At 52.6% G+C, this 26,093-nt stretch carries 24 protein-coding genes; 4 read left to right on the forward strand and 20 right to left on the reverse strand.

The features are described from left to right. Window positions 1–7: 7 nt before the first annotated feature. The 11 genes from rhaA to PT964_RS16005 form a co-directional block, all read right to left on the reverse strand. Complete coding sequence (gene rhaA, locus PT964_RS15955) at window positions 8–1,291, reverse strand: L-rhamnose isomerase (protein ID WP_274364358.1); 1,284 nt, start codon at window positions 1,289–1,291, stop codon at window positions 8–10. A 29-nt stretch (window positions 1,292–1,320) separates the two neighbouring features. Next, window positions 1,321–3,390, reverse strand: coding sequence for a bifunctional aldolase/short-chain dehydrogenase (locus PT964_RS15960; protein ID WP_274364359.1), 2,070 nt, complete (start codon window positions 3,388–3,390; stop codon window positions 1,321–1,323). A 256-nt stretch (window positions 3,391–3,646) separates the two neighbouring features. Continuing rightward, window positions 3,647–4,120 carry a hypothetical protein gene (locus PT964_RS15965; RefSeq protein ID WP_274364419.1) on the reverse strand — a complete coding sequence of 158 codons (474 nt, stop codon included), beginning with the start codon at window positions 4,118–4,120 and terminating at the stop codon, window positions 3,647–3,649. 136 nt (window positions 4,121–4,256) lie between these two features. Continuing rightward, on the reverse strand, window positions 4,257–4,643 hold the full coding sequence (locus PT964_RS15970) for a GIY-YIG nuclease family protein (protein WP_274364360.1): 387 nt from the start codon (window positions 4,641–4,643) through the stop codon (window positions 4,257–4,259). Window positions 4,644–4,655: 12 nt separating this feature from the next. Beyond that, entirely contained in the window at window positions 4,656–5,135 is a 480-nt protein-coding gene (locus PT964_RS15975; RefSeq protein WP_274364361.1) for a DUF6530 family protein, read from the reverse strand. Window positions 5,136–5,333: 198 nt separating this feature from the next. Then, the gene (locus PT964_RS15980) at window positions 5,334–5,843 is read right to left on the reverse strand and encodes an SRPBCC family protein (RefSeq protein WP_274364362.1); all 510 of its coding nucleotides are present in this window, start codon (window positions 5,841–5,843) and stop codon (window positions 5,334–5,336) included. A 211-nt stretch (window positions 5,844–6,054) separates the two neighbouring features. Beyond that, window positions 6,055–7,323 carry a Gfo/Idh/MocA family protein gene (locus PT964_RS15985; protein ID WP_274364363.1) on the reverse strand — a complete coding sequence of 423 codons (1,269 nt, stop codon included), beginning with the start codon at window positions 7,321–7,323 and terminating at the stop codon, window positions 6,055–6,057. Window positions 7,324–7,420: 97 nt separating this feature from the next. Continuing rightward, a complete protein-coding gene (locus tag PT964_RS15990; protein ID WP_274364364.1) occupies window positions 7,421–9,088 on the reverse strand; it encodes a type 2 periplasmic-binding domain-containing protein in 1,668 nt (555 codons plus the stop codon). 45 nt (window positions 9,089–9,133) lie between these two features. Further along, a complete protein-coding gene (locus tag PT964_RS15995; protein ID WP_425262757.1) occupies window positions 9,134–9,970 on the reverse strand; it encodes a carbohydrate ABC transporter permease in 837 nt (278 codons plus the stop codon). Window positions 9,971–10,030: 60 nt separating this feature from the next. After that, window positions 10,031–10,984, reverse strand: coding sequence for an ABC transporter permease (locus tag PT964_RS16000; RefSeq protein WP_274364366.1), 954 nt, complete (start codon window positions 10,982–10,984; stop codon window positions 10,031–10,033). Window positions 10,985–11,538: 554 nt separating this feature from the next. Beyond that, the gene (locus tag PT964_RS16005; protein WP_274364367.1) at window positions 11,539–12,603 is read right to left on the reverse strand and encodes a LacI family DNA-binding transcriptional regulator; all 1,065 of its coding nucleotides are present in this window, start codon (window positions 12,601–12,603) and stop codon (window positions 11,539–11,541) included. A gap of 175 nt (window positions 12,604–12,778) precedes the next feature. Here PT964_RS16005 and PT964_RS16010 point away from each other — a divergent pair, with 175 nt between their 5' ends. Continuing rightward, window positions 12,779–13,471 (forward strand): DUF421 domain-containing protein, encoded by a 693-nt coding sequence (locus tag PT964_RS16010; RefSeq protein WP_274364368.1) that lies wholly within the window; start codon window positions 12,779–12,781, stop codon window positions 13,469–13,471. A 19-nt stretch (window positions 13,472–13,490) separates the two neighbouring features. On the opposite strand, the gene PT964_RS16015 is transcribed toward PT964_RS16010, so the two are convergent. From PT964_RS16015 to PT964_RS16025, 3 genes are read right to left on the reverse strand one after another with little or no spacing between them, the layout of a single operon-like run. Beyond that, window positions 13,491–14,501, reverse strand: a complete 1,011-nt coding sequence (locus PT964_RS16015; RefSeq protein WP_274364369.1) for a zinc-dependent alcohol dehydrogenase family protein — start codon at window positions 14,499–14,501, stop codon at window positions 13,491–13,493. Window positions 14,502–14,526: 25 nt separating this feature from the next. Then, window positions 14,527–15,462 carry an MTP-1 family protein gene (locus PT964_RS16020; RefSeq protein WP_274364370.1) on the reverse strand — a complete coding sequence of 312 codons (936 nt, stop codon included), beginning with the start codon at window positions 15,460–15,462 and terminating at the stop codon, window positions 14,527–14,529. A 40-nt stretch (window positions 15,463–15,502) separates the two neighbouring features. Further along, on the reverse strand, window positions 15,503–16,465 hold the full coding sequence (locus PT964_RS16025) for an MTP-1 family protein (RefSeq protein ID WP_274364371.1): 963 nt from the start codon (window positions 16,463–16,465) through the stop codon (window positions 15,503–15,505). Between the two features lie 257 nt (window positions 16,466–16,722). Here PT964_RS16025 and PT964_RS16030 point away from each other — a divergent pair, with 257 nt between their 5' ends. Continuing rightward, window positions 16,723–17,745 (forward strand): LacI family DNA-binding transcriptional regulator, encoded by a 1,023-nt coding sequence (locus PT964_RS16030; RefSeq protein ID WP_274364372.1) that lies wholly within the window; start codon window positions 16,723–16,725, stop codon window positions 17,743–17,745. Between the two features lie 368 nt (window positions 17,746–18,113). On the opposite strand, the gene PT964_RS16035 is transcribed toward PT964_RS16030, so the two are convergent. After that, window positions 18,114–19,934, reverse strand: coding sequence for an extracellular solute-binding protein (locus tag PT964_RS16035; protein ID WP_274364373.1), 1,821 nt, complete (start codon window positions 19,932–19,934; stop codon window positions 18,114–18,116). A 396-nt stretch (window positions 19,935–20,330) separates the two neighbouring features. Then, a complete protein-coding gene (locus PT964_RS16040) occupies window positions 20,331–20,642 on the reverse strand; it encodes an ArsR/SmtB family transcription factor (RefSeq protein WP_274364374.1) in 312 nt (103 codons plus the stop codon). Window positions 20,643–20,739: 97 nt separating this feature from the next. Here PT964_RS16040 and PT964_RS16045 point away from each other — a divergent pair, with 97 nt between their 5' ends. After that, on the forward strand, window positions 20,740–21,942 hold the full coding sequence (locus PT964_RS16045; RefSeq protein ID WP_274364375.1) for an MFS transporter: 1,203 nt from the start codon (window positions 20,740–20,742) through the stop codon (window positions 21,940–21,942). Window positions 21,943–22,059: 117 nt separating this feature from the next. Here PT964_RS16045 and PT964_RS16050 read toward each other — a convergent pair whose 3' ends face one another. From PT964_RS16050 to PT964_RS16065, 4 genes are all read right to left on the reverse strand, one after another. Next, window positions 22,060–22,680, reverse strand: coding sequence for a YcnI family copper-binding membrane protein (locus tag PT964_RS16050; protein WP_274364376.1), 621 nt, complete (start codon window positions 22,678–22,680; stop codon window positions 22,060–22,062). 34 nt (window positions 22,681–22,714) lie between these two features. Further along, window positions 22,715–24,307 carry a copper resistance CopC/CopD family protein gene (locus tag PT964_RS16055; protein ID WP_274364377.1) on the reverse strand — a complete coding sequence of 531 codons (1,593 nt, stop codon included), beginning with the start codon at window positions 24,305–24,307 and terminating at the stop codon, window positions 22,715–22,717. A 69-nt stretch (window positions 24,308–24,376) separates the two neighbouring features. Beyond that, entirely contained in the window at window positions 24,377–25,048 is a 672-nt protein-coding gene (locus tag PT964_RS16060) for a response regulator (protein WP_274364378.1), read from the reverse strand. 5 nt (window positions 25,049–25,053) lie between these two features. Further along, window positions 25,054–25,842: a sensor histidine kinase gene (locus tag PT964_RS16065; protein ID WP_274364420.1), complete on the reverse strand. Its 789-nt coding sequence runs from the start codon at window positions 25,840–25,842 to the stop codon at window positions 25,054–25,056. A 97-nt stretch (window positions 25,843–25,939) separates the two neighbouring features. Between PT964_RS16065 and PT964_RS16070 the strand changes: the two genes are divergently transcribed. Next, the gene (locus PT964_RS16070; RefSeq protein ID WP_274364379.1) at window positions 25,940–26,074 is read left to right on the forward strand and encodes a hypothetical protein; all 135 of its coding nucleotides are present in this window, start codon (window positions 25,940–25,942) and stop codon (window positions 26,072–26,074) included. Window positions 26,075–26,093: the final 19 nt, after the last annotated feature.

Below are 26,093 nucleotides of genomic sequence, written 5' to 3' on the forward strand. Positions count from 1 at the left end.
GCCTTCTTTACGCTTCCTGCATAGCGGCCGCCGCTTCGCGCTGAAGCAGCACTTCCCGCTCGTACGTCTTCACTTCCGCAAGCCATTCCTCGCGAACCGGGACGCCCATCTTCGCGCAGTAGTAATCCCAAACCGCTCCGAACGGATACGATTTAAATTCCTCCGTCAGCGCAAGCCGGGTCGTATAATCTCCTTCCAGCTCCGCCTGCTTGAGCGCCTCCACCGGCTCAAGCATCGCCTTCAAGAGCGCCTTAATCGTATTGCGCGTACCGATGACCCATGCCGCCACCCGGTTGATGCTCGCGTCGAAGAAATCAAGGCCGATATGCGTCCTGGCAAGCAGGTCGTTCCGCACCAGCTCGCGGCCGATTTCCATCAATTCGTCGTCGAGGATGACGACATGGTCGCTGTCCCACCGCATCGGGCGGCTTACGTGAAGCAGGATGCCGCTCGCGAACAGCGCCAGCGCCGACAGCTTGCCCGAGATCGTCTCCGTCGGGTGAAAGTGTCCTGCGTCAAGGCAAATCAGCTTGTTGTTCTGAATGCCGTAGCCCATATAAAACTCGTGGGAGCCGACGACGTACGCTTCCGAGCCGAGGCCGAACAGCTTGCTTTCCACCGCGTCCAGATGGACGTTCGGATCAATCTCCTCGGCGAAAATTTCATCGAGGGCGTCTTTCAGCCGCTGCCTCGGCGACATGCGGTCCGCAGGCGTGTCCTTATAGCCGTCCGGGATCCAAATGTTCGTGACGCACGTCTGCCCCAGCTGCTGGCCGAAGTAAGCGCCGATTTTCCGCGAAGCCTTGCAGTGATCGATCCAGAACTTCCGGATGGCCGGGTCGGAGTGGCTCAACGTGAAGCCGTCCTTCGACTTCTCGTGCGAGAAGCAGGTCGGGTTAAAATCGAGGCCCAGCCCTTGCTCCTTCGCCCAGTCGACCCAGCCTTGAAAATGCCGCGGCTCGAGCTTATCGAGCTCCACCTTCTCGTCCGTATCGGCATAAATGGCGTGCAGGTTCACCTTGTGCTTGCCCGGTATGAGCGAGAACGCCTTCTCCAAGTCGGCGCGCAGCTCCTCCGGCGTCCGCGCCGCCCCGGGGTAATTGCCGGTTACCGAAATGCCCCCGGTCAGCTCCTGCTCGCGGTTAAGGAAGCCCCTTACGTCGTCTCCCTGCCAGCAGTGCATGGAAATTTTGATGCTCTCCAGCTTTTCAAGCGCTTGGTCCGTATCGATCCCATGCTGCGCATAGAGCGCCTTCGCCGCCTCATAGCTTTTTTCGACATTGCTCTCCATTCGTGTTTCCCCTCCTGCGAATTGAAAGTTTATCTTGTAAACGCCGCCGGTACCCCTCCGTCGATCGTCAGCATGCACCCGGTTGTTTTCTCCGACTTGGAGGACGCAAAGAACGCGATTCCTTCCGCAATATCCTTCGGGAAGATGTTCACTTGCAGCGTCGTGCGCTTCCGGTAATACTCCTCCAGCTGATCCGGCTCGATGCCGTATGCGGCCGCCCGTTCGTTGCGCCAGCTGGAATTCCAGATTTGCGAGCCTTGCAGGATCGCATCCGGCAAAATCGTGTTCACGCGAATGCCGAACTCCCCGCCTTCGGCCGCGATGCAGCGGGCGAGATGCGCTTCAAGCGCTTTAACCGCGCTGTAGGCGGAAGCGTTTTTGCCGGCGTATATGGAATTTTTCGAGCCGATGAATACCATGCTGCCTCCGACGCCTTGCGTCTTCATCAGCTTGAACGCTTCCCGAGCGACAAGGAAATAACCGGTGCCGAGCACGCCCATATTCAGGTTCCATTCCTTGAGCGATGTTTCGTCGAACGGACTGGAAGTAGCCAGGCCCGCGTTGTTGACGATAATATCGACGCCGCCGTATGCAAGCGACGTGTCGGCGTAAGCGGCCGCGACCTCCTCTTCCTTCGTCACGTCCATCTTCACGGCGATCGCTCGGTTTTCACCGTACTTGTCATTGATGTCTGCGGCCACCTTCTGTGCGCCTTCAAGGTTTAAGTCCGCAAGCACGACGTGTGCGCCTTCGGATGCGAGGCGGCGAGCCGTTTCGCTGCCGATGCCGCCCGCGCCGCCCGTAATGAACGCGACCTTGCGGGAAAACTCGGCCTCCGGCGGAGCGAGCGTCAGCTTATAAAGCTCGAGCGGCCAATATTCCACGTTATACGACTCGTTCTCGCTCAAGGAGACGAACCGCCCGAGCGCCGTCGCGCCTCTCATAACGGCAATCGCCCGATGGTACAAGGCGCCGCTCACTTTGGACATGGCCCAGCTCTTGCCCGTGTTGATCATGCCGACGCCCGGGATGAGAATGACGCGCGGCGCCGCTTCGAACATGACGTCGCCTTCGTTCTTGTTCCGCTCGAAATATGCCTTGTATTGCTCCTTGTAAGCCGCAATGCCTTCCTTCAGCTTCGCGCCGAGCCCCTCAACATCCTCTTCGTCCGGCGTCCAATCGATAAAGAGCGGCACGACCTTCGTATGTACGAGATGGTCCGGGCAAGCCGCGCCGACTTGGGAAAGCTGCGCCGAATCTCTGCCGCCTGCAAATTGCAGCACGTCCGGCTCGTCGTCGAAGGTGAGAATCATCTTCTTCGAGTCGCTCACGGCGCCCCGAACGACAGGCATAACCTGCGCAGCAATGCGTCGGCGAGCTTCCGCCGGCAGCGCTTCGTGCATGACGCCGCCGAATAGGCCGCTTTCGTTCACGCGCGCTTCGATATAGCTTTCCGCTTCATTGATGACGGCGATTGTCTTGGCGTAGCACGCTTCGGATGTGTCGCCCCAGGTGACCAAGCCGTGCTTCTCCATCAGGACGAGCTCCGCGTTCGGATTGCTGCGGACGCCTTCGGCGATCATCTTGGAAAGCGTGAAGCCCGGGCGGACGTAAGGCACCCACACGAACCGGTCGCCGAATATGTCGCGGGCGATCTCCTTCCCGTTATCCGCGCAGCACAAGCTGATGATCGCATCGGGATGCGTATGGTCCACATGCTTGAACGGCAGGAACGCATGCAGCAGCGTCTCGATCGAGGCGCGGGGATGCTTGGCGTCGATCATGCAATGAGCCAAATAAGCGACCATTTCCTCATCCGTCATCGCGTCCCGTTCGATGAGCGGACGAATATCCTCCATACGGAGTCCGGTAAAATTGCCCGCCTTCATGGTGGCCAAGTCGGAGCCGCTTCCTTTGACGAACATGACCTCGACCTCGCGCCCGCGGAAATCGGCCACGGTCGTCTTTGTGGACGTATTGCCGCCTCCCCAATTGCATACCCGGCGGTCCGAGCCGATCAGGTTGGAGCGGTAAACCAGCTCCTCCAATCCGCCCTTCCGCTGCGGAGCCTTCGATGAATCCCATAAATTGCTTACCATAAGTGCGGCTACCTCCATGTCGATCTATCATTTTGTTTTTGATTGATTGGAGTATATCATTTTTGTTTTTGTTTGAATATAACTATATTCAAATATAAACGGAAAAATGTTAGCGCTTTACGGGTTTATTTGTATTCATTCAATTTATATTCATTCTAATTCTATTTATTTACAAGCGTGTTGAGTGTCAACGCGCAGCCGGCCGCGAGACGCAAAAAAAGCCGCACCCTTTCGGGCACAGCTGTCTGCAAACGAACTATGGTTCGCCGGCAAGCGGTTTGGTATGCCTGCCGATCGCCGCCTTAAGCGCGATTCCGAGCGCGATTCCGAACAAAGCGGACAGCATCGGAAGCCAAACCGGACCGAGCAGCACGCCTGAAATTCTCATGTCGGAGTACATGACGCCGACCGTGCCGAAATACGCGCAGCTGACGAACGGAAGCGCCGAAAAAGCGGTAGCGCCGCCGCCGGCCGCTTTAAAGGCGTCCCATATTCCGAACATGTACACACAGGGATAAAACATAAGCCACTGATAATCAGTATGCTGTATGGCCGCTAAAATATCTCCCTTAAAGCTGTACATGATGGACAAATTGAGGTGAGACCCAATATTAATGAGAAACTCCAGGGCAATAAGCACGACGCCCTTCAAATACTGTTTGTTGAGCAGCTGTCCGAAGCCCGGCAACGCAATAGACCACAGCAAAACTTCCAAAGGCTTACTTTTCATCATTTCCCCGCATTTCCCAATTTGTGGTCGGCAGTATCGTATGAGGAATTGGCGATCGAGCGGCATCGTTGCCAAGTAAGCTTATGCTACCCGCAATTGTATATTTTATACAATTTTTTAAAAGCAATTTCACGAATTATCGTTTCGGCCTATTGTACCCGCGCTCTCCGAACGGCTGCAGCTTTTCGAGCCACAGCCCGAGCAGCGCTTCCACCTCATCGCGGTACTCCTTCAGCTCCGATACGTCGTTCATCGTTTCTTCTCGTGGCTTAATCCGGTCGAGCTCTTCAAATACGAAGCTGCTTCCTCCGTACTTCTTCCAATCGCTTTGCAATTCGCTGTACGTAATCATATTCATCTGCTTGGAGAAAGCAAACCGGTTTCTCGCCCCGTCCAGATCCATCGTGCAGTCCACATAAATTTTGCCGCTCTCCGTATTACGAATTTGAAACACGCCCATCGGGCGAAACGTCGATTTGTACGCCGTCGCAAGCTCTTTCTTCCTTTGTTTATCGATTGTCACCGTTGTCCCCCCTTAATATCCCATTTCCTTCAAAATGGTCGACAGCATCCTCAGCCGCTCCCCGATCAGCTCGTCGTCCTCGCTGAGCGCCTCGCGGAACAGCTTGATATCCTCGTTGATTTTGTCGTTCTCCGTACAAACCGCCACCGTCAAGGCGTCCCCCTGCAATCCTATGCGGTCAATCACGGGTTGTTCGGCGTCGTACAAGTTCTCGTACCGATATGCCTCGCGAAAATGAAGCATCGACCGGCTCACCAAAATCGCAAGATCCAGCACCCGATGAAGCGGCAGCTCCTCCGATTGTCTCGACCACTTCTCTCCGGTATACCTCCAAACTTTGGCCGAGATGTCCACCTTTCCTCTGTCGTTCCACTGCGCCAAGCCCAGTGAAAGGCCTTTGGCATCCGATTGATTCGCGTACCGGCCGTCCACATTGTCATAGTTTTCTGCGACGATTACTGGCTTATGTTTTAAGGTAGTCGGTATTTTCATCGTTGTTTCCTCCGGATCGTTCGTTAATATGTCGGTTGATCGCAATGACGATTCCGATTCACTAATTTACTAATTTACTAAATTACTGACGATAAAAATAACTATATTGCACATCGCTTCTCAAGTCAACAAAAAACACCGCGAAGAAAACGGCGATTGCCGTAATCTCCGGGTGTTTTCGTTTGTGGCGGATGCGATTTATTTCCGGCTTGCCAAGTAATCGGCCAGCTGATCGAACGTGCCCGCGAAGCCTTGCTCCAGCATCGGACTCATTCCCGCAAACACCGCGTTTTCTTCTTCGGTTGCGTTGTGCGGCCCGCCGCGCAGCGTGAGCAATGTTTTGCCGTTCTCCTCGGCAAGCGTCAATATATTCATGATCTCAAGCGGCCAGTTCGGATGAAACGGCGCTCTTACGGTGTTGCCTTGTTCGTCCGAAAAAGATTGGATGAAAGTGAGCCGCTCCACCGGATTTACTTCTTGATATACGAACTTCCCCCACATGACGTGTCCGTCGGGAGACGATTGGCTGCCCAGGAACATACCTCCGGGGCGAACATCCATCTTAACGACGTTCAAGGAAAAACCTTTCGGTCCCCACCACTTGCCGAAATGCTCCGGATCCGTCCAAACCTTGAACACAAGCTCACGCGGTGCGTCAAAGACGCGGGTTAACACCAATTGTTTGCTTTCTGCTTGATTGTCAGCCATCATACTTCCTCCTTGTTTTTGAACAATGATTCACTTTCTCCTCATCGTTGAACGTCTAAGAGGGCCTTGAATCGGGTGACTGTTAACCTTTTTCGTAACCTAAATATAGCATATGGGGAATATTCCTGTAAAGGAATTTTAAAAATATAAGAAGCCCTTGACGGCTCCTGCTGCTGGTGCGTCAAGGGTATTCTTCGGTACATATACGTTTCTATTGTTGCCGCACCGGTTCCATCAGCGACTTGGCGTATTCGTTCAAATCGATCGCCTTTCCGCCGTTCAATCGGGACTCCTCCGCGGCGAACGCCATCAGGTGGCTGCGAACGGAGGCGGATGCGGAGGTCAAACTCTCCTGACCGTTGTAATGGCGCACCTCGTGAAGGAAGCTGCCTACGATGCCTTCGTCGCCGCCGCCGTGTCCGCTCCCCTGATCCGGGATCGTAATTTCCGTCTTCTCGTGCGTTTCGAAATCCCAATATACGATTCGGTCCTCTTCCCCGCGCAGCTCCCCCCGCGTCCCCATAATTTGAATGCGGCGCTCCTGCTCGAACGTAAATCCGCACATGCTGAACATCGCGGTCGCGCCGTTCGCAAACTCCATATTGACGACCTGATGGTCGACGACATTGTTGTCGCTTCGGTAGACACAGCGGCCGTAATCCGTTTCGCGAAGCCCCCGGATGATGTTATCCTTCGCAAGATCGGGGGTGAAATGCCGCGCCCACCCTTTAAATTGATCGCTCAAATAAAACTTCGGCGCCGAGTATGCGCATGTTTTATTAATCGGGCAGTCCAGGCATCGTTCGGTCGAGCCTTCCGGCGCGTTCCCGCTGTGGAAGTGCATTAACGAGCCGAAGGAGCTGACGCGCGTGCACGGCTGGTCCATCAGCCAAGCCAGAACGTCCATATCGTGGCACGACTTCGCCAATATCATCGGACTCGATTTATCCGAGTTGTTCCAATTGCCGCGGACGAAGCTGTGCGCAATATGCCAATAGCCTACGTTCTCGTTCAGCTGGATCGATACGACGTCACCGATCGTCCCCGCCGAAAGCAAAGATTTGATCTTGCTCCAGAACGGCGTATATCGGAGCACATGGCAAATCGTAAGCAGACGGTCGTTGTCCTTCGCGGCCCGTTCCATCTCCAGGCATTCCTTCGGATCCGGCGACATCGGCTTTTCAAGCATTACGTGGTACTTCTTGTTCAGCGCCGCGATCGTCGGATCGCGGTGCATGCGATCCTGCGTGCAAATGATGGCGACGTCGGCCAGTTTCGGCTGCGAAAGCAGCTCCTCCCAAGAGCCGTAACACCGCTCCGGCGATATGCCGTGCTTCTCGGCGAACGCAGCGCGCCGCACCGGGTTCGGCTCGGCCACCGCCACAAATTTTAATTCATGAGGATGATTCAGCGAATATGGAGCGTATCCTCCCGCTCCGCGCGCACCGGCGCCGATCAATATGGCTGTAAGTTGACTCATCGTACTCTCTCCCTCGTCGTACCCTTTTTATCTTGATGTACCGGAAATCTTATCGACGCGGACGCTGCATGCCCGTTTGAATCGCCGCCGGCAGCTTTTACTTTTCGTTCAAATAACGGTCGGCAGCCGCTTGATAAATTGCGATGTAGCGGTCTAGGCCCATTTTGTTAAGCGTCGCTGCATAATTGTCCCATTCGTCGAACGATACGTTGCCGGAGATGAATTTGTCCCTCATTTCATCCACATACGTATGAATGTCGGTTTGCAGCGTCGTAAGCTCCGATTGTTCGTCCTCCGTAAAGTTGAGCGACGGCCAAATGTCTTCCGTCTTCAGCACATAAGGTCCCGCTTTCTTCGCATTGTCGACGGAAGTCGGCAGCGATTCCGCTCCTTTGAAATAAGCCTGTTTCACGAAGCCCGGGTAATAGCCGCCCGGCCATACCAAATACTGTCCGACGGCTTGGTCGAGCGTCAGCCCGTCGGGATTGTTCTTAATAACGTCCGCATAGTCTACGTTTCCGTTCGCATCTTCAACGTACGTTTCGTCCTTCCACCCCATAAAGAACAGCTTGATGCCTTCATCGCTGTAGAAGTAATCCATCCAGCGCACCATCGCTTCCGGATGCTGCATTTTGTCGGTCATGACGAACATGCCGATGTTGCCGAGCGGAGCGCCGATATACGTGTACATTTGGTCCCCGTGCGGTCCTTTCAGCACCGGCAAGCCTACGTAGCCCTGCTGATTGTAAATCGCGATCGGATCGACGTTGTCGATGACGCCGAGCAGCCCTTCGGTGCCCTTCGCGTCGATTTCCGTGCTTTTTACGGAGAATATGTCCTGTTCGAGCAAGCCGTCCTTGTACAGCTTATTGGCGAATTGCAGCATTTCCTTATATCTCGGGTCCGCAGGCACGAAACGGATTTTGCCGGTCTCCGGGTCCGTATCGATGTTCGCGTTGGCGTTGCCGTGATTGTTAAGTCCGTACGAACCCTTGAGATAACCCAGCAAGCCCGCTACGCCCGTACCGCCCCAAGCGATTTCATCGTTCCGGCCGTTGCCGTTCGGATCGCCTTCCTTGAACGCCTTCAGCATGGCGGCGAAATCGTCAAGCGTCGTCGGTTCCTTTATGCCGAGCTTGTCAAGCCACTCTTGCTTTACCCATGGGGTACTGAAAAATACCGATTTGAACTCCGGGTCGTAAATTGTGGGGAATCCGTAAATATTGCCGTCGGGGCTCGTAATCCCTTTCTTGATGATCGGATACTTTTCCATCAGCGCTTTAAAGTTCGGCGCGTATTGGTCGATCAAATCGTTCAGCTTTAGGAACGTGCCTTGCCTTCCGTATTTGAACACATCCGATTTGCTGAACGCCGACGCGTAGAACAGCTCCGGATAATCGCCGCCCGCCAACAGCAGGTTGCGCTTTTCCTTCAGCACGCTCGTTTGAACCGTATCCCATTCGATATGAACGTTCGTCATTTTTTCATACTCTTGCCAAATCTTAATATTGTTCCAATCCGCATTTGCAAAAAACTTCGCCGCGAACGCCTTCACCGTAATTTTGTCGTTTACGATCGGGAAGCCGGACAAGTTCAAATTGCCGCTTCCTTCCGCCGCACCGGAAGCTTCGGCCGCGCCGCCGTCTCCTCCGCCGTTGCCGTTATCGCTTCCGCTTTCGCTTCCGCCGCCGCTGCATGCCGATAATAACGATACCGCGGCGATGATCAAAATCAGCATGAGCGTTCCCCATTTTTTACTCATCATTTCGATTCCTCCCTTATGATTGAAATCATGTATCCATCAAGGGAATTACCCTTTAATGGCCCCGATCATAATGCCTTTGACAAAATAACGCTGCAGGAACGGGTAAAGCGCAAGGATCGGAATGTTCGCGACAACGAGCACGGCATATTTAATGCCTTCGACGGCGCGCTGCTGCTTGATCGCGGACTCCGTCGTCGCGCGGATCATATCGTCCATTTGTCCTTGGATCAAAATTTCGCGCAAAATCAATTGGAGCGGAAACTTCCCTTTGTCCGACAAGTAAAGCAGCGCGTTAAAGAAGGCGTTCCAATGTCCGACCGCATAGAACAGAACGGTTACGGCGTTGATCGGCATGGATAGCGGCAATACGACCTTCCGCAAAATTTGAAAATTGGAGCAGCCGTCGATCGTCGCCGCCTCTTGAAGCTCGTAAGGAATCGTCATTTGGAAAAAGGTGCGCATAATGATAATGTTCCAGATCGAAACCGCGCCCGGTAAAATCATGACCCATAGCGTATTCATCAGTTGCAGCTTCTTGATCAGCATGTAGGTCGGGATAAGCCCTCCGCTGAAAAACATCGTGAATACGAACAGCGCCATGAAGGCGTTCCGGCCGACAAAATCGCGTCGGGACAAAGGATACGCGCCGCAGATCGTCATGATCAGGTTGACCGTCGTGCCGAGGACGGTGTATATAACGGTGTTTATAAAGCCGGTTATGATCCCGTCGTCCTGCAAAACCTTCGCATACGATTCCAGATTGAAGCCTTTCGGCCACAGCAGCATTTGGCCGCGCAGCACGATTTGCGGGTCGCTGAAGGAGGCGCTTACGACGAATATTAGCGGGTACAGGACGATCAGCACGATCAGCGTAAGAAGCATATAATTGATTGCGTTAAAAATGCGGTCTCCCGCCGTTTGATCAACCACATCCGCCACCCCCTACCATAGGCTCGTTTCGCTTACGCGTTTGGAAATGAAGTTGACGATGACAAGCAGCACGAAATTGACGACGGAGTTGAACAGCCCCACGGCTGCCGAAAAGCTGTATTCCGCATCCAAAATGCCGCTGCGGTAAACGTAAGTTGCGATGATGTCCGAGCTTTGCAGATTGAGATTGTTCTGCATCAGAAACACCTTTTCGAAGCCTACCGCCATGACGCTCCCCAAGTTCAGAATGAGAAGAATGATGATCGTCGGCATAATGCTCGGGATGTTGATATGCCAAATGCGCTGCAGTCTGTTTGCGCCGTCGACCCGCGCCGCTTCATGCAATTGATGGTCCACTCCGGCAAGCGCCGCCAAATAAATGATCGAGCTCCAGCCCATCGTCTGCCAAACGTCCGAAAACACATAGAGCGTCTTAAACCAGGAAGGCTCGGCCATGAAGTTGATCGGCTTGCCGCCGAATATTTCGATAAAGCGGTTGACGATGCCGTAACGGGGGTTCAAAAAAATCATAAGCATGCCGACAACGACGACGGTGGAAAGAAAATGCGGGGCGTACGTAACCGTTTGCACGAATTTTTTGAATCGCTCGCTCCGGGCTTCGTTCAGCATAAGCGCCAGCAGGATCGGAATCGGGAAGCCGACGGCCAAGCTGTACAGACCGATGCCCAGCGTGTTTTTGATCAACCGCCAGAAGAAGTAGCTGTTGAAAAACCGCTCGAAATGCTTCAATCCGACCCATTCGCTCCCCCATATTCCTTTCGTTGCGACAAAATCCTTGAATGCGATTTGGATTCCGTACATCGGCACGTAATGGAATAAAATGAAGTACGCCGCTACCGGAGAGATCAACAAGTACAACTGCCAATTGCGCGTAACGAGCCGCCAATTGATCCTGCCTTTACTCCTTGCACCCGCATTCGCGGACGGCCGTGCTGCCGGATGCATCGTCAAAGCGCCCACCTCATCTTGTTTCATTTTTTTGAGCCAAAAACAGCATACCCGAAGCCAAAAACTCTGTATTTGGCGTAAAATTGCATATATTTTGCGCCAAACTTTTCATTTTCACAATCATAATACCGCTTACATTGTTGTGTCAACGATTTTGTTTTGTCGGTTTGGCGCCAAATTTCCGCCTTGGAAAGACGTAAAAAAAACGCCAGTCGGCGTTTTTTTTAGAGTGTTAGGCTATCCTCCGGCATATCCCGCACCCGTTCCACTTTAGCGCGCGGGCTTCGCTCTAACGGACAGAGATGCAGCTATTCGGCGTTTTGAAGGGGGTTTGCAGTTTTAACGGACACCGCTGCAGTTATTGCCTCGAAAAAGCATGGATACGCCTCAAAATTCGTGGTTTACGGCCTGTAGTGTCCGTTAGCGGGATTACGGCGGGCAAATTGGCGGTATAACGTCTGTGGTGTCCGTTAGCACCGCGGGGGTTAGCGAGGAACGGAAAAAACAAACAGCCTCGGCGATATCGCCGAGGCTTGCGTATAGGCTGGGGGCTACTGCGGGGTCCTCGTAAATTCCGAAGATTCCCGTACGATCAGCTTATAGGGCAGCAAAATTTTAGGCGGAAGAGCATACTGCCCCTCCAGAAGCTCGATGAGCGTTTTGGCCGCCGTTTCGCCGATTTCATATTTGGGCACTTGAATGGAAGTGAGCGGCGGCGACGTATACTGCGCCACCTCGATATCGTCCATGCCGGCAAACGCGATATGCCCGGGAATCAAGCATTGTTTCTCATGGGCGGCACGCATGGCAGGGATCGCCAGCATGTCGCTTGCGCAAAACATGGCCGTCGGACGTTCTTCGTCGGATTTGAGCCTCTCGAGCATATCCGCCATCACGCTGTAGCTGCGGTCTACGTTCCAGTTCGCGTTGAGAACCCAATCGCGGTTTATTTCCAGACCGGCTTGCAGCATGGCGAATTTATACCCAAGAAACCGTTCCTCCGACTCCATCGTCATTCTGGAAAAATCCGTTCCTCCGATAAACCCGATTTTCCGGTGCCCTTGCGCAATCAAATGCCGTACCGCCGTGCGGGCGGCCGAAACGCGGTCGCAATCGACGATCGGAATCGTAACGGTCTCGTCATTCATACTGACGCCCAGCAGCACGATGCCGGATTCGTTCAATAATTCGAACAGCGCTTTGTCGTACCATCCGATGGCAAGAATTCCTTGAACGCCGGTTTCCCGGAGGTAATCGCGCATTTTCGTTTCATCGTCAACTTCCTCAAGCGTGCGTACGAACTCCGCGGAGCTTCCCATGTCGGCCAACTTCTTGCGAAATCCGGACAGCAAGGACGAGAAAAAGGGATGATTGTCCAACAACGATTGTTTGGCGATGCAGCCGATTCGTTTGGATGATTTGGATGCCGGTTTTGAAGCCGAACGCTTCTGTTTTTTCTGCGATTCGTTCCACTCATAGCCGAGCCGGGTGGCCGCTTCTCGTATTTTACGCTGGGTTTCCGCATTTACGGGACGGGACATATCGTTGCTGATCGCACGCGAAACCGTCGAAATCGAAACGCCTACATGCTCGGCGATCTGCTTCAACGTCGTCACATGCATCCCTCCCTTCTAGGCAAATCTAGGACTAGCTATCTAATTCACTATCATAAGCCTGCATGTTTTTGGAGTCAATTGTATGTTACGGCACGTTCGCACTCCAAAAGGTATACAAAAATTCGGAACATGGAAAACTATGCCAAACCAAAACCGCTCACGGGAGGAACCGATCATGAGTTGGTATGAACTGGCCTTGCGTGCTTTCTTCGCGTTTCTATTTTTGTTGTTATGGGCGAAACTGCTGGGAAAGAAGCTCATTTCGCAAATGACTTTATTTGATTTCGTCGCCGGCGTAACGATCGGAACGATCGGCGGGAGCATTATGTTTACGAAATCGATATCTGTAGCGGTAGGATTTATCGGGTTAAGCGTCTTTTGCGGTTTGGCGCTTCTTTCCGACGTACTTTCTTTAAAAAGCCTTCGAATGAGAAAATGGATCAATTCGGAGCCGGTATTGATCATACGGAACGGGCAAATTCTTGAAAGCGGCTTGTCGAAAACCCGCATGACGATGAATAGTTTATTGTTGCTGCTCCGAAAGAAGAATGTATTTTACGTCGATGAGGTTGAGCTCGCTTTCTTCGAGATTGACGGAAGCTTGTCGGTTCTTAAAAAAAGCGACGCCCAGCCTGTAACGAGGAAAGATTTGCAATTATTTACGCCGTCCAGAGGGATGCCGCGAACGGTCATTATCGACGGATCGGTATTACCCCATAACCTTATGGCGGCCCAAAAAGATATGGAATGGCTAAAACGGCAGCTTGACGCTCAAGGAATTTCTGACGTGAACGGCGTAGCCCTCGCGCAAGTGGACGAGCTTGGCCGGTTGTATATTGACGCAAGAAAGGATTCCGCCATGCATTAACACGACAGAATCCTATTTTTCAATACACAATGACGCCTTTGGACACGTTCAGCTGCGGGTATTTCTCCATCGCTTCCGGGATTTCCTCCAGCGAAAACCGATGGCTGACCAGCTCCTCGACCCGAACGGCCTTCCTCCGGATCAGCGCTATCACTTCCTCATGCGTATATGGGTTAATGAACGAGCCCATCACTTTCAATTCCTTCGAGAAGATCGCGAACGGCGAAACGGAAATTTCCGTTTCCGGCGAAGCCACGCCGAAAAGCAGCACCTGCCCGCCCTTCTTGGCCGCTTGCAGCGAAAGCTCCATCGAATCCTTCCGACCGACGCATTCGATGACGACGTCCGCTTTGCCCACCCATTCGCGAACGGCCTCCGAATCGCCCGGCCGGATGACGCGGTCGGCGCCGAGCTTTAGCAGACGTTCGTGCTTCTCGTCGACAGGTTCGCTGACCGTAATGTTCGCCGGAGCCGCCTGCTTGACCAGCTGCAGGAACAGCTGCCCGATAAATCCGCCGCCTACGATCATTACCGTATGGATCGGGCGAATGTCCAGCTTCTTGAATCCGTGAAGCACGCAGCCCAGCGGTTCGACCAGAGCGCCTTCCACGTCGCTGACCTCTGCCGGCAGCAGATAGCAGTTCACGGCGGGTACGCTGCAATACTCCCCCATGCCCCCGTCTCTCGTTACTCCTATCGCTTGCAGGCGATCGCACAGATTAGGCGTTCCGTTGCGGCAGTATTCGCAACCGCCGCAATACATGTTCGGATCGATCGACACGCGGTCTCCAGCCTGCAATTCCGTCACGGCGCCGCCGACCTCCACGACCTCTCCGGCAAGCTCGTGGCCGAGCACAATCGGCGGTTCAACCTCGGCCGAGCCGGGATGACCGTGATAAATATGCTGATCCGTTCCGCAAATGCCGCACGCCTTCACCCGAACGCGAACCTCGTCCGGCCGGAGCTCGGGCGCATTCCGATCCGTAACCAGCTCGATTGCCCGCTTTCCCTTCAAAATCGCTGCCCGCATCGTTACCTCCTCCTTATTCCCGATTTTATAAGAACGGGTCGGGAATCGTAATCCGATGGGCTTCCGCGTCGCTGATCCCAGCGTAAAGATCAGCCGTACCGTCGGGCTGTCGGACGAGCCCTCCGCTGAATACGACGTCCTCCAAATCCGGACGTTTGGCCGCGCCGGGCAAAAAATCGCTTCGCTGCGCGATCAGCCGAATCGGCGTAAAGCTTTCGCTGCTCGGGTCAAATAGGAAAGCCATCGGATAATAATGTCTGCCTCCGTCGGCATCAAAAGAAGCGATATGACCGAGCACGCCCACTCGCCCGTCTTCCAGCAGGTGCAGCTCGTTCGCTCCACCCCATTCGTCGTCGATAAATTGTCCCTCCAGCAAAGGCGCCCGCTCGATCGCTTCGATGGAAAGCGCATCAAGGGACGGAATGCGAGTATAGCCGATTTTGCCCCGGCCGCCCTTCTCTCCTTGCGGACGGGTGAATATGCCGATGCTCCCGTCTTTGAGCTCTACGAGCCGCAAATCCTTCATTCCGTCGGGCCCTTTAAAGAGCGGCCGCAGCGCCGCAATACTAGAGCCCTTGTAAAACATCGTTCTCCACATCAAGCCGTGCGGATTGGTCGGGTGCGGGAACGTTTGAACGCCGCCCAGCACCAAATCGCCGCCGATTCGAGTAAAGAACGGGTCCTGCAGATCGAAGGTCGGAGCTCCTTCCCTTGGCGACCAAACGCCGTCTGCGCCTTTCACAAAGAAGACGACGGTCGAGCTTTCGCTGTCTCTCGATTCCACGCGCCCGGCAATGACCTTCTGCCCTTCGTCCTCAAACGGAGCGGTAATATTGTATACGTCGCGGTCTCCGACGCCTGCGAACATGATCCGTTCCGGGCGGGAAGGCTTGACGCCTCGGTTTACATAAAGCTCCAACAGCTCTTTACACGTTTGCGCTTTGCCTTGCATTTTTACCATGTGTAGATTCCTCCATTCAACCGGTTAGATGGCTGCCTATTTAGCGCGATACGATGTTTCCATAGCCTTCGAACGGATAATCGATGGCGATTCTTCCCGTTTCGCAATCTCCGATCCCGCTGTATAATTCCGCCTTTCCGTCGTCTCTCATCACAATGCCCGCAGTAAACGCGCAATCCACCAAATCGGGCTTTTTGGCCGGTCCATCAGGATAGCATGGGCGCGTTCCGATAATCTTGACGTCCTTCGCCTCATGCTGCTCAGGATCGAATACGAACGAAAAATTCATATAGCACAAAATTTCTTGTCCGCCATCATCCGTTTCCTTATAAGATTTATGGCCGATCACGCCGATCAATCCGCTGTCAAGCAGATAGGCCTGATTGCAGCCGCCCCATTCGTCATTGTCGAAAAGTCCGGGTATGTAGGGGGCATTTTCAATGACTTCAGCAGTCAAGTCGTCCAGATGATCGATAATCGCAAAGCCTACGATCGACTCGCTCCCGTACGCTTTCCGCACTTCTTCGTTCCTCGGCCGGGAAAATACGCCGATCCGTCCGTCCGCCAGCTCGACAAGCCGAATATCTTTCATATAATCGGGGCCTGTCGTAAAATAATACATATTGTGGATATCTGTCCCTCTATAGAAATATCCGTAAAATGTGTCCAGCTTGCCCTGCTTGTATCTAACGTGCGTGCCGCCAAGCACCAAGGTGTCCCCGATGATTTGAATATAAGGATCTTCAAGCTGATAGATCATAGAATCTGGCACCAGCGTCCATTCGTCCTTGCCTGTATTTTCAAACAGCCGTACCCAAGAGCGCGCCCATTCGTCGCGGTGCTCAACGCGTCCGAACATGTATGTTTTGCCCTTCCATTCAAAGGGGATCGACGGGTTGTACACGTCAAATCCTTCAACGCCATAGTAGGTAAGCTTTGTGCTCTCATAGATCCGCTTCGTGTTCTCAAAAAGCTTTCTTTGCTCTACCAATTTTGTCGTCATCGTTATTACTCCTTTTGTAAACTAAGTAACTTTACAATTTATTAACCAAAATAACTTAACGCCATTCTAAATGATTCACATTTCATTTACAAGATAAATTTACAACCGTCGAAAACCTTGATATATCGCCGTTTAACGTATAAAATCAATTACAGGGAATAAATTTTACATGATGAATCTGCACACAAAAGTTAAGTTACAAAAGAAGAAAATAGTTAACTTACAAAAATAAAATGTAAATACACGGAGAGAAAGTAATGAATACGAAATCTGTTACAATGCAAGCGATCGCGGATCATCTTGGAATTACGAAAGTGTCCGTTTCGAAAGCTCTTAACAATCAACCGGGCGTCAGCGAAGAATTGAAACAGCGTATTTTGGAAGTGTCCGCCCAAATGGGGTATTCAAAAAGAGGAAGCCAGAAACAAGCGAAGGAAGACGTAAAATTGGCCTTCTTGATTTCAAAGCGCTTTTTTTTGGAGAGCGATAACTTTTATACTCAAATCTATTACTATTTAAGCAAGGAATGCGCTCAAAAAAACGTAAACTTAAGCTTGTACATCGTCAACTCCAAAGATGAGGACAACCTGGTGCTGCCCTTCTCGTACGGGGCGCTGGACGGCGTGTTTATCGCGGGCGAGTTTAAAAATTCGTTTATTGAAGCCATCGTAAATCTGAATATTCCCGTTGTGGCGATCGACTTCTACAATCATCACATCCAAGCGGATTGCATTATTACCGACAACTTTTACGCAAGCTACTTAGCCACCCTTCATTTGATCGACAAAGGCCACAAAAATATCGGGTTCGTTGGCGACCCGAATTATACGTCCAGTGTTCTGGATCGATTTTACGGATATTTAAAGGCAATCCGGGGCAACGGGCTGGAGTTTCGGGAGGAGTGGAATATCGTGAACAACGATTCTTCCGGAGCTTACATTATGGATTATGCGCTGCCCGACAAACTTCCGTCGGCCTTTATTTGCCATTGCGATATGGCGGCGTGGCATCTGATGCAGCGGTTCAAGACGCTCGGAATTTCCGTGCCGGATCAGGTGTCCCTTGTGAGCTTCGACAACACGGAGCTAAGCCGCAATTGCACGCCGCCTCTGACAACCATAGATATCAGCAAACGCGAATTCGCCCAAAAGTCGTTCCAGCAAATGCTGTGGAGGCTGAATAACATGACCGGCGAACCGCAGCGCATTTATATACACACGAAATTAATTGAAAGAAACTCGGTAGTTACTTTACAGCATCGCGCGGCGAAGCATGCTTAAGCTTGCCCGAAGCGCAGCAGAAGAGTCCGCCGAAAAAACCGTTAACACTGCAAAAGCCGCGCCTCCGGCATATCCCACACACGCTCCATTTTAGCGCCGCTTTTCGATCGGCACACATGCCGCGTCCTGCACGATCCGGTAAGCAACAGGGTGCTCGTAGTCAGTCGCGGCCATTGGCGGATCGCTCTAACGGTCAGGGATGCAGTTATTCGGCGTTTTGAATAGAGTTTGCAGTTTTAACGGACACCACTGCAGTTATTCCCTCGAAAAAGCAGGGGTATGCGCCCAAAATCGAGGTTTAGCGTCTGTGGTGTCCGTTAGCGGTTTGGCGGTGGGCAAAAACGGCAATATAGCGTCCGTGTTGTCCGTTAGCTCCGCAGAGGTCGGCAATTAGCGGCCCGGATCCAGCCGGGAGTCGGCTGCGAGCGGCCGTCTAGCCTCGCCTGCAGCTGCTCCAGCAACTCCTGCGGATTGCCTATTCCTGAAACAACCGCCTCGGTGATTCGCTGCAATTCGAGCCACATGTCGGGAAACAGCGGGCTTTGGGGTTTGCGTACTCCATACGATATGGCATCCAAGAACACCTGAAACTTCGGTTCCCCGGCCAGCGGATGCGTGCGGTTTGCTTCGGGCATTGCGGCGTGGTTCGATTCCGGATCCGCCTTCACCCAAAGCTTCAGCCTTTCGTCGTAAGCGGCGTATTTCATAAATTCCCATGCTTCCTTCGGATGAGCCGCGCCTTTCGGAACAACGAAGGAGAACCCCCCCAGCGATGTCGTTCGCGTGATCCCGTCCTTTGTCGGAAGCGGCGCAATTCCCCAATCGTCGTCGGCATGAACGTAGCGGGGATAAATGCTGTACATATCCCAGCATCCTAGAAATACAAAGCCGAATCGCTCATACGGATTTCGCTCCTGGCAAACCGAATGCAGAAAAGCTTCGAGCTTGCCTCGATCATATCGATCCGCATAGCTCTTCATCCATGACAAGGACTCGATGATATTCCGATCGCTCGGAGTTAGCTTTCCGTCCCGGCTCCATTCCCCGCCCCAAATGAGACTGTTCAAGAACAAGCTTCCCGCACTGAACCATGGAATAAAGCCAGCCTGCGTGTACTCCCCGTTTCCGTCCTTCTTAAACATAAGCTCCGCCATTCGATCGAGCTCTCGGATCGTTGCGGGAGGGCGCTCGGGATCCAATCCCGCTTCCCTCATCAAGGCTTTGTTATAAAACAACGCCGCGTTGCTCATGTTCCATGGCAAGCCGAACACTTCTCCCATGTAGCCGCAAGAGTCCCAAGCGCTTTCATAAAATCGTTCGAACCGGATCCGATCTTCCTTCACATCATCGGTTAAAGAGTGCAGCAGTCCTCTCTCCGCCCAAGAAGGAATATGAGCCGGATCGAATAGAGCAACATCCGGCAACGTTCCCTTGGCGGCCATTTTTATTAACTCTTCCTCGAAGGTAAAGTTCGGCAGCTCGCAAAGGTCGTAAGCTGTTACTTTCACTTTTATATTCGGGTTTGCCTGCTCGAAACGCTTCACAACATGTTCATTAAACAAATCAATATAAAATGAACCGAGAGCATAAGATAGATGGATTGTTTTACCTTCCCCGCGGGATCCTTTTTCCTCCTTCAATACGTCTCCGACCATTACGAACAGCTCCCCCTTCAGCTTCTCTCTCGTCCTTCTGAGCCTGCTTTCCACCGTATTTACGGAAACCCCCAGAAACCTGGAAATTTCTCGGGTGTTGAGCCCGCTCATGTAATAGAGCAAAATAACCGTGCGATCATTTTCACTCAGCCGATGCAAAGCATCCCGCAGCATCGCTTTCCGCTCGTTCTGGATTGCTTGATCCTCTGTCGTTTGATTTGCCGGTATTTCGGCGCGATCAAGCTCCGACCACTGACCGAGCTTGCCGGATTTGCGAATCCAGTCGATGCTGATTCGTTTTGTGGTCGTATACAGCCATTTACCGAACTTCTCCGGATCTTGAATGCGCATCCGGTTCCGCCACGCGCGGACAAACGCTTCTTGAGCGATATCTTGGGCGTGGTGGTAATCTTTCACATATTGAAACGCTGCGGTGAACACGGCATTCGAATAGCTGCGGACCAAGGACGCGAACGACTCGACGTCTCCCGCCAACGCTTTCTTTACGAGCTCTGCATCCGGAATAAGATTCATTCTCTACCTCCTCTATCCATCAGACGAAAAGCATCGATGAGAACGTGCATAACGTTCCGGTTCCTTAATGGTTCGTTAGCCGTTAAGCCGGTTCCTTCCTTGCAGGTGGCGGATAAGCTCGCTCTAACGGTCAGGGATGCAGTTATTCGGCGTTTTGAATCGAGTTTGCAGATGTAACGGACGCCACTGCAGTTATTCCCTCGAAATAGCAGGGATTAGTGCCAAAAATCGAGGTTTAGCGTCTGTGGCGTCCGTTAGCGGTTTGGCGGTGGCAAAAACGGCGATATAGCGTCTGTGTTGTCCGTTAGCACCGCGGGAGCGAAAAAAAGAGGCTGTCCCAAAATTCATCGTAGATGACTCTTAGGAGCAGCCCCTTCAACATTGTCCTTATTCGGCCTAAAAAGGCTCCGTAGCGGCAAACAACGCATCGAGCAAACCCGGAAAACGAAGGTTCAGCTCGCTCTCCCGCAAAGAAATAAAGCGCTGTGTCCCTTGTACCCGCGTGTAAACGACGCCGCATTCGCGAAGCACCTTAAAATGGTGCGATATGGTGGATTTCGCCTTGTCCTCCATGATAAACTCTCCGCAAAATTTTTCGGCCCCCCCGCGAAGTTGCATGACGATCGAAAGGCGAATCGGATCGCTTAACGCATAAAACACGCTCGACAGCTTCATTTCCTCGGTCGACGGATGATGTAAAGTTCTCATAGTTGTATTGTAGCACCGATCGTGTTATTATTCCATTGTTCGAATATATTCGAACTTTAGAACTATAAAAATACATAGGTTTGGGGGAATGACTCATATGAAAGCGCGTTTATTCATTCTTGCCTTAGGAACTTTTGCCATCGGTACGGATGGCTTCGTCATTGCCGGGGTACTGCCTGCGGTAGCCTCGTCGCTCGGCGTTTCGCTGTCCGTTGCGGGGCAGCTGATGACAGTCTTTTCACTCGTTTATGCAGCCGCCGCACCGGCCCTGGGCGCCGTTACCGGCCGATTGAACCGAAAATCCGTTCTGCTCGTCTCCATCGTCTTATTTTCCGCAGCCAACTTTGCCTCGGCGCTCGCCCCGTCCTACGCTCTGCTGATGGCCACACGCGTGATCGCGGCATTAGGCGCAGCGCTGTTTACTCCGACGGCCACGACAACGGCGGCACTGCTTGCTCCGCCCGAGCGGCGGGGCCGGGCGCTCGGCACGGTCATCGGCGGGCTGACGGTCGCCATCGTCGTCGGGGTCCCGCTCGGCACTTGGATTTCCGGCTTCTGGAGCTGGCGGGCGCCGTTCGTGCTTGTCGGAGCGTTGGGCGTAATCGCAGCGCTGTGCATTGCTGCGATGTTCAAGCCAGTTGCATCGCCAGGAGCCGCATCGCTGAGCGAACGGCTGCAGCTGGCCGGGCAGCGCCCGGTATTGCTCGCTCTGCTTTTGACTAGCGTTTGGACTGTGGGCGGCTTTACCGTATACACGTACCTGTCCGAGTTACTCTCCGCCGCCGGGCTTCCCGTGAGCTGGCTAAGCCCTGCGCTGTTTCTATTCGGCATTGCATCGGTAGCGGGCAGCTCGTTAGGCGGGGCTGGAGCGGACCGGATCGGCGCGGTGCGCACGCTGACCTTCGGACTGATCGCGTTGTGCGTCGCTCTTGCGGCGCTGGGGGCGGCCGTCATGTTTTCCCCTTCCCGTTGGTCCTTGCCTGTCGCGCTAGGCGCGGTAATCGTTTGGGGCGCCGCGGGCTGGGTGCTTACTCCTCCGCAGCAGCACCGTCTGCTCGCCTTGGCCGGCCCTTCCGCGGGGATCGTACTGTCGCTGAACAGCTCCGCGATCTATTTAGGTATGGGCGTCGGTTCGCTGGTCGGCGGGCTGATTGTGCAGCTGGGGTCATTGCCGGCGCTCGGTCTGGTTGGCGGAGCCTTCCAGCTGGTTGCCCTCGTCATGCTTCGGGCGACCGCCGGCTCCGGCCGGAAGGCGTCGGCCGGCGGCAGCGAGAACGTGCATAATATTCCGGTGCACTAACGATTCGTTAGCTGTTTGCCGTTTGCCGTTTGCCGGTGCCTGCCTGCCTTGCCGAACCGGTAACAAAAACTCCTCCGCAGCTCTATCAGCCGTGGAGGAGTTTTTGTCGTATATGATTTATTTTGCTTTTCTGCGCAGCGAAATTACGAAAGCCAATATGCCGAATGCTAGAGCCGCAATCGAAATATAAAGAGATAGATTCGATTGAGTCGTTCTTCCGTCCGCAGGAGCAGCCGCAGACGTATCCCCATGACTGTCCGAATCCGCGCCGGCCGGCTTTGCGTTAACGGTTGTGACGGATGCCGGGTGATCCGACCCTTCGGCCCCTACCCATTCGACGACCGTTCCGTCTTGATACGTCTGATACGCTTTCCAAGAAATTTGAGCCGCATCGTCCGCCACTTTGCCGTTCATTTTAAACTCGCCGAATTCCGTGCTGGATAGCCCGTTTCCTGTTGCGGTCCATACGACGCTAGTAATTTTTCCGGTAGAGTCTTTGGTCAGCTCGTAGCTCCAATCCGGCTTCGGCTCGAATCGAGTAATGTTTACCTCCTCCGGTATTTTCACCTCGACCTTAACGGTCGGCGCATCCCCCTCCGTCGGCACCCGAACCGTGAACACTTCATACGCGCCTTGAGTCGTTGCTTTCGGCTGAACCGTCACATGAGCGCCGGCGACTCCGGCAAACAAAACCATACTTAATACGCCGGCAGTCAGTAAACTCGCAAACTTTTTCATGAAACATACTCCCCTTCGAGTTTATATGGTACATCTAGTAAATCCTAATTTCTCTTTCGTACACGGTTTCGTTGTCGGCTGCGTCCATCACTCTTACTTCTACCGTCCAATCTCCTGCAAATGGAAGATACGACCCCTCCGCCTTGAAGTTGTATTGCTCGAACTCCGCAAAGTACAGCGCTTCATTCGCAGAGTCCACGTCCAGCGGAACGGCAATCGGGGCAACGCTTTTATCGTCCATATATCTTAAGATCAGTCGGACGGCTTTCGGCTTTCCCGCTCCTTCCGGCAGCCATACGGAAACCGAGAACGTATTTTCCCCCGGCGCATTCGGCGTAATCTTCGATGTCATATGAATCGTTTCGCCCATCTCATGCCAGTACAGCGGTTGATTGACCGGCAAAGGATTCAAATACGTAAAAATGCTCGCAATCCCGACAATGAGCAGCATCAGGCCGAAATCGGCTTTCAACATCATACCGAGCGGCCGCCGGTTTCTTCTCATCCAAACCCGAAGAACGGCACCGACTGCGATGACCAATCCAACCAACGAAACTTTTGCAATCCATAGCAGTCCCCACTGCGTATAGAGGACATATTTCAATCTCGGCAGGAAGATCATCGTTGAAATCGTTCCGGATGCGGCAAGAACAATCAAACTTATAAGTGCAAGATTGGAAAATCTGAGCAGGAAGTCCGCCATCGATTCCTTGTGCTTTCTCCAGTGAACGACAATATACAGCAATCCCCCGGCCCAGATCGAAGCCGCAAACAGATGAACGACGTCAAGAGCCGCCGTTCGAATGACCGGCTGGAACGCCATGGCATGTCCGCTGATGCTTTTGGCGATCAGCAATAAGAGAACGTAGATCGTATCGAGCCATTTGGAACGGTTGAGTACGACAAAACCGAATAAGGCAAGGAACAGACTGCTCATCCACGATATCCCGACGAACGTGCCGATAAACAACGACTTAATATCTTTATACACAAAATTGCTCAAGTACTCCGGAAGATGAGCGGCGATCATTAGGATGACCGAAAACAGGAATAACCGCTGCAGATTCAAAGACCAATTCAGGTAACTCTGCTCTAGTTGCTGCGTTCCGACGGGAATGAGAATGTTCCGGAGCGTCCATCCCGCCAACAAGAGCAAAGCGAGAAAATACAGTATCCTGGAAACGAACGTAATCAGCTGCTTCAAATCGATGTCGCTTGAAATTTCATGCTGCTGATTCAGATGATCCGAAGGCTGCGGAGCGCCGATTCGTTCCCCGACAGTAAATACATATGACTCCGCAACCGGATGTCCGTCCGCCGAAATCACTTGATACGAAACCGTATATAAGCCGTCCTTGAGTGCGGGCAGCGAAAGCTCGATTTCCGTTTGCCGCTCGCTCATCGCCGCCTTGTTCGCCGTTACGGATTCCCCGTTTTGGTTCAGTACCTTCAAGTAGAAAAGCTTGTTTTCAAGCCTTTCGTTAAAGGCCAGCACGATCCGGCCGGGAGATTGATCCAATTGGGAGTCCGGTTCGGGAGTTGCGCTTACGAGCGATGCATGGGCAAACGCCGTTTGCGGGATAAGGAGAGACGCGACAACCAGCAAAACCGACAAATATTTCAGCATTGATTCCGTCACCTCCCTCTCTTTATCAACATAGCCAAAAAAAACAACAATGAGAATGACCCGATCGGGCTATCTTCCATTGTTGTTTTGGACAAACTGTGTCAATCCGTTTCTGACGGCATATGAGGTTAGTTGAACTCTGTTATCGAGCGATAATTTATCCAAAATATTTTTCAAGTGATTTTTCACCGTATTTTCAGAGATCGTGAGACGGTCGGCAATTTGCCTGTTCGTTTCTCCCTTCGCGACATAATATATTATTTCCTGTTCTCGTAAAGTTAAAACACTAGGTTCCGGGTCCTCTTTGGTTTTTCCGGCGCTTTTAAATTGATGGAAGAGACGGTCCGCCAGCTTTCTGGACACTTCGGAGTTTTCGTCGAGCAGCGCTTGCAAATAAGCGGTCCAATCGATCGGATCCATATTTTTCAATAAATACCCTTGTGCACCGAACTGAAGCGCGGTAAACAAATCGGCCACGTCGTCCGAAACGGTCAACATGACGACTTTGATGTACGGATACATCGTTTTGATTCTACGCGTCGCTTCCAGCCCGTGCAAATGAGGCATGTTAATATCCATCAATACGACTTCCGGCTGCAGCTTTCCGCAAAGCTCGACGGCTTGCAGCCCGTCCGCCGCTTCGCCGATCAACTCGAAGGACGCATCGCTTTCCAGCAAGCTTTGAATCGCCTTTCGCGCCATCGGATGGTCGTCCGCAATTAAAACCCTATACCTCATCATGGCCGTTATCTCCTCGATTCCAGGCGCAGCATCGTCCCGCCGCCATTTCGGTTCATCATATCGAACGCGGCGTGGAGATCGCTTGCACGTTTTTTCATCATCAGCAATCCGTATTTGTTCTCATTCGATATATTCGTAATTCCGATCCCGTCGTCCTCGATCTCCATCGACCAACTTTCAGAGTCGGCACGGAAACGGATAGCCGCGTTGTTCGCTTGCGAATGTTTTCTTATATTCATGAAAGCTTCTTGAACAATCGCAAACAGTTGGACTTCTTCGCTTGTCGAAAAGCAACGGGGCGGCAGCCGAATTTCCGTTGAAACATCGATACCGGCTGTGGCGCTCCACTCATTCAGCCATTTCGCAATACGGTCCTCGAAAGAAAGGCTCTCCTCCGGGGAGGAGCGAAGATTAAAGATCGCCTGCCGCAGATGATGATCGATGTCGGACAAGGCGGCGCTGGCCTCTTCCATCTTCCCTTGCTTCATCTTCACATTCATGAAAAACACGATTTGCGCGATATTGTCGTGCAATTCTCTTGCCAGCCGTTCCCGCTCCTCGTATACGGCGCTTCTCGCCTTCTCGTCCGCCAATTGCCGGTTTTTTTGTTCGATCGTTCGAAACATCCACAGCGAAAATAAATAAGAAAACATCAAGGTGAGGAGCGTGATAATGACATTTCCGGCCTCCATGGAAAACAAATGCGTTAAAAACTCATGCCGAACAAACTCGAAGCCTCCGATAATGAATGTCGGGATCAGGATTGTCAGCAATTTCAGTACACGGTATGACAGCAAAAAAGTTCAACCTCCGGCTTAAATAGGTAGCGTCACGTATTTATTCATTCATTGTACCATCAATTGGGGAAGATACACCGTAGGAGGTGAGCTTATGAATATTATGGACGGAATGGACGCTTCCCGGTTCGCATCGGGAAATCCGGATCATAAGGGCAAGGAAAATAAGGCGAAGAAAGATAACAAAGAAATGCCGGCTCAGGTTCTAAGAAACCTCAACAACAAATAATCAAAATGAATCCTCCACG

Source organism: Paenibacillus thermotolerans (assembly GCF_028745515.1).
Lineage (GTDB): Bacteria > Bacillota > Bacilli > Paenibacillales > YIM-B00363 > Paenibacillus_AE > Paenibacillus_AE thermotolerans.

What these genes read in the sequence shown, in the direction of transcription:
- rhaA (WP_274364358.1), bottom strand. Translation starts at nt 1,291, where the DNA reads ATGGAGAGCAATGTCGAAAAAAGCTATGAGGCGGCGAAGGCGCTCTAT.
- PT964_RS15960 (WP_274364359.1), bottom strand. Translation starts at nt 3,390, where the DNA reads ATGGTAAGCAATTTATGGGATTCATCGAAGGCTCCGCAGCGGAAGGGC.
- PT964_RS15965 (WP_274364419.1), bottom strand. Translation starts at nt 4,120, where the DNA reads ATGAAAAGTAAGCCTTTGGAAGTTTTGCTGTGGTCTATTGCGTTGCCG.
- PT964_RS15975 (WP_274364361.1), bottom strand. Translation starts at nt 5,135, where the DNA reads ATGAAAATACCGACTACCTTAAAACATAAGCCAGTAATCGTCGCAGAA.
- PT964_RS15980 (WP_274364362.1), bottom strand. Translation starts at nt 5,843, where the DNA reads ATGGCTGACAATCAAGCAGAAAGCAAACAATTGGTGTTAACCCGCGTC.
- PT964_RS15985 (WP_274364363.1), bottom strand. Translation starts at nt 7,323, where the DNA reads ATGAGTCAACTTACAGCCATATTGATCGGCGCCGGTGCGCGCGGAGCG.
- PT964_RS15990 (WP_274364364.1), bottom strand. Translation starts at nt 9,088, where the DNA reads ATGATGAGTAAAAAATGGGGAACGCTCATGCTGATTTTGATCATCGCC.
- PT964_RS15995 (WP_425262757.1), bottom strand. Translation starts at nt 9,970, where the DNA reads ATGCTTCTTACGCTGATCGTGCTGATCGTCCTGTACCCGCTAATATTC.
- PT964_RS16000 (WP_274364366.1), bottom strand. Translation starts at nt 10,984, where the DNA reads ATGCATCCGGCAGCACGGCCGTCCGCGAATGCGGGTGCAAGGAGTAAA.
- PT964_RS16010 (WP_274364368.1), top strand. Translation starts at nt 12,779, where the DNA reads ATGAGTTGGTATGAACTGGCCTTGCGTGCTTTCTTCGCGTTTCTATTT.
- PT964_RS16015 (WP_274364369.1), bottom strand. Translation starts at nt 14,501, where the DNA reads ATGCGGGCAGCGATTTTGAAGGGAAAGCGGGCAATCGAGCTGGTTACG.
- PT964_RS16020 (WP_274364370.1), bottom strand. Translation starts at nt 15,462, where the DNA reads ATGGTAAAAATGCAAGGCAAAGCGCAAACGTGTAAAGAGCTGTTGGAG.
- PT964_RS16025 (WP_274364371.1), bottom strand. Translation starts at nt 16,465, where the DNA reads ATGACGACAAAATTGGTAGAGCAAAGAAAGCTTTTTGAGAACACGAAG.
- PT964_RS16030 (WP_274364372.1), top strand. Translation starts at nt 16,723, where the DNA reads ATGAATACGAAATCTGTTACAATGCAAGCGATCGCGGATCATCTTGGA.
- PT964_RS16035 (WP_274364373.1), bottom strand. Translation starts at nt 19,934, where the DNA reads ATGAATCTTATTCCGGATGCAGAGCTCGTAAAGAAAGCGTTGGCGGGA.
- PT964_RS16040 (WP_274364374.1), bottom strand. Translation starts at nt 20,642, where the DNA reads ATGAGAACTTTACATCATCCGTCGACCGAGGAAATGAAGCTGTCGAGC.
- PT964_RS16045 (WP_274364375.1), top strand. Translation starts at nt 20,740, where the DNA reads ATGAAAGCGCGTTTATTCATTCTTGCCTTAGGAACTTTTGCCATCGGT.
- PT964_RS16050 (WP_274364376.1), bottom strand. Translation starts at nt 22,680, where the DNA reads ATGAAAAAGTTTGCGAGTTTACTGACTGCCGGCGTATTAAGTATGGTT.
- PT964_RS16055 (WP_274364377.1), bottom strand. Translation starts at nt 24,307, where the DNA reads ATGCTGAAATATTTGTCGGTTTTGCTGGTTGTCGCGTCTCTCCTTATC.
- PT964_RS16060 (WP_274364378.1), bottom strand. Translation starts at nt 25,048, where the DNA reads ATGATGAGGTATAGGGTTTTAATTGCGGACGACCATCCGATGGCGCGA.
- PT964_RS16070 (WP_274364379.1), top strand. Translation starts at nt 25,940, where the DNA reads ATGAATATTATGGACGGAATGGACGCTTCCCGGTTCGCATCGGGAAAT.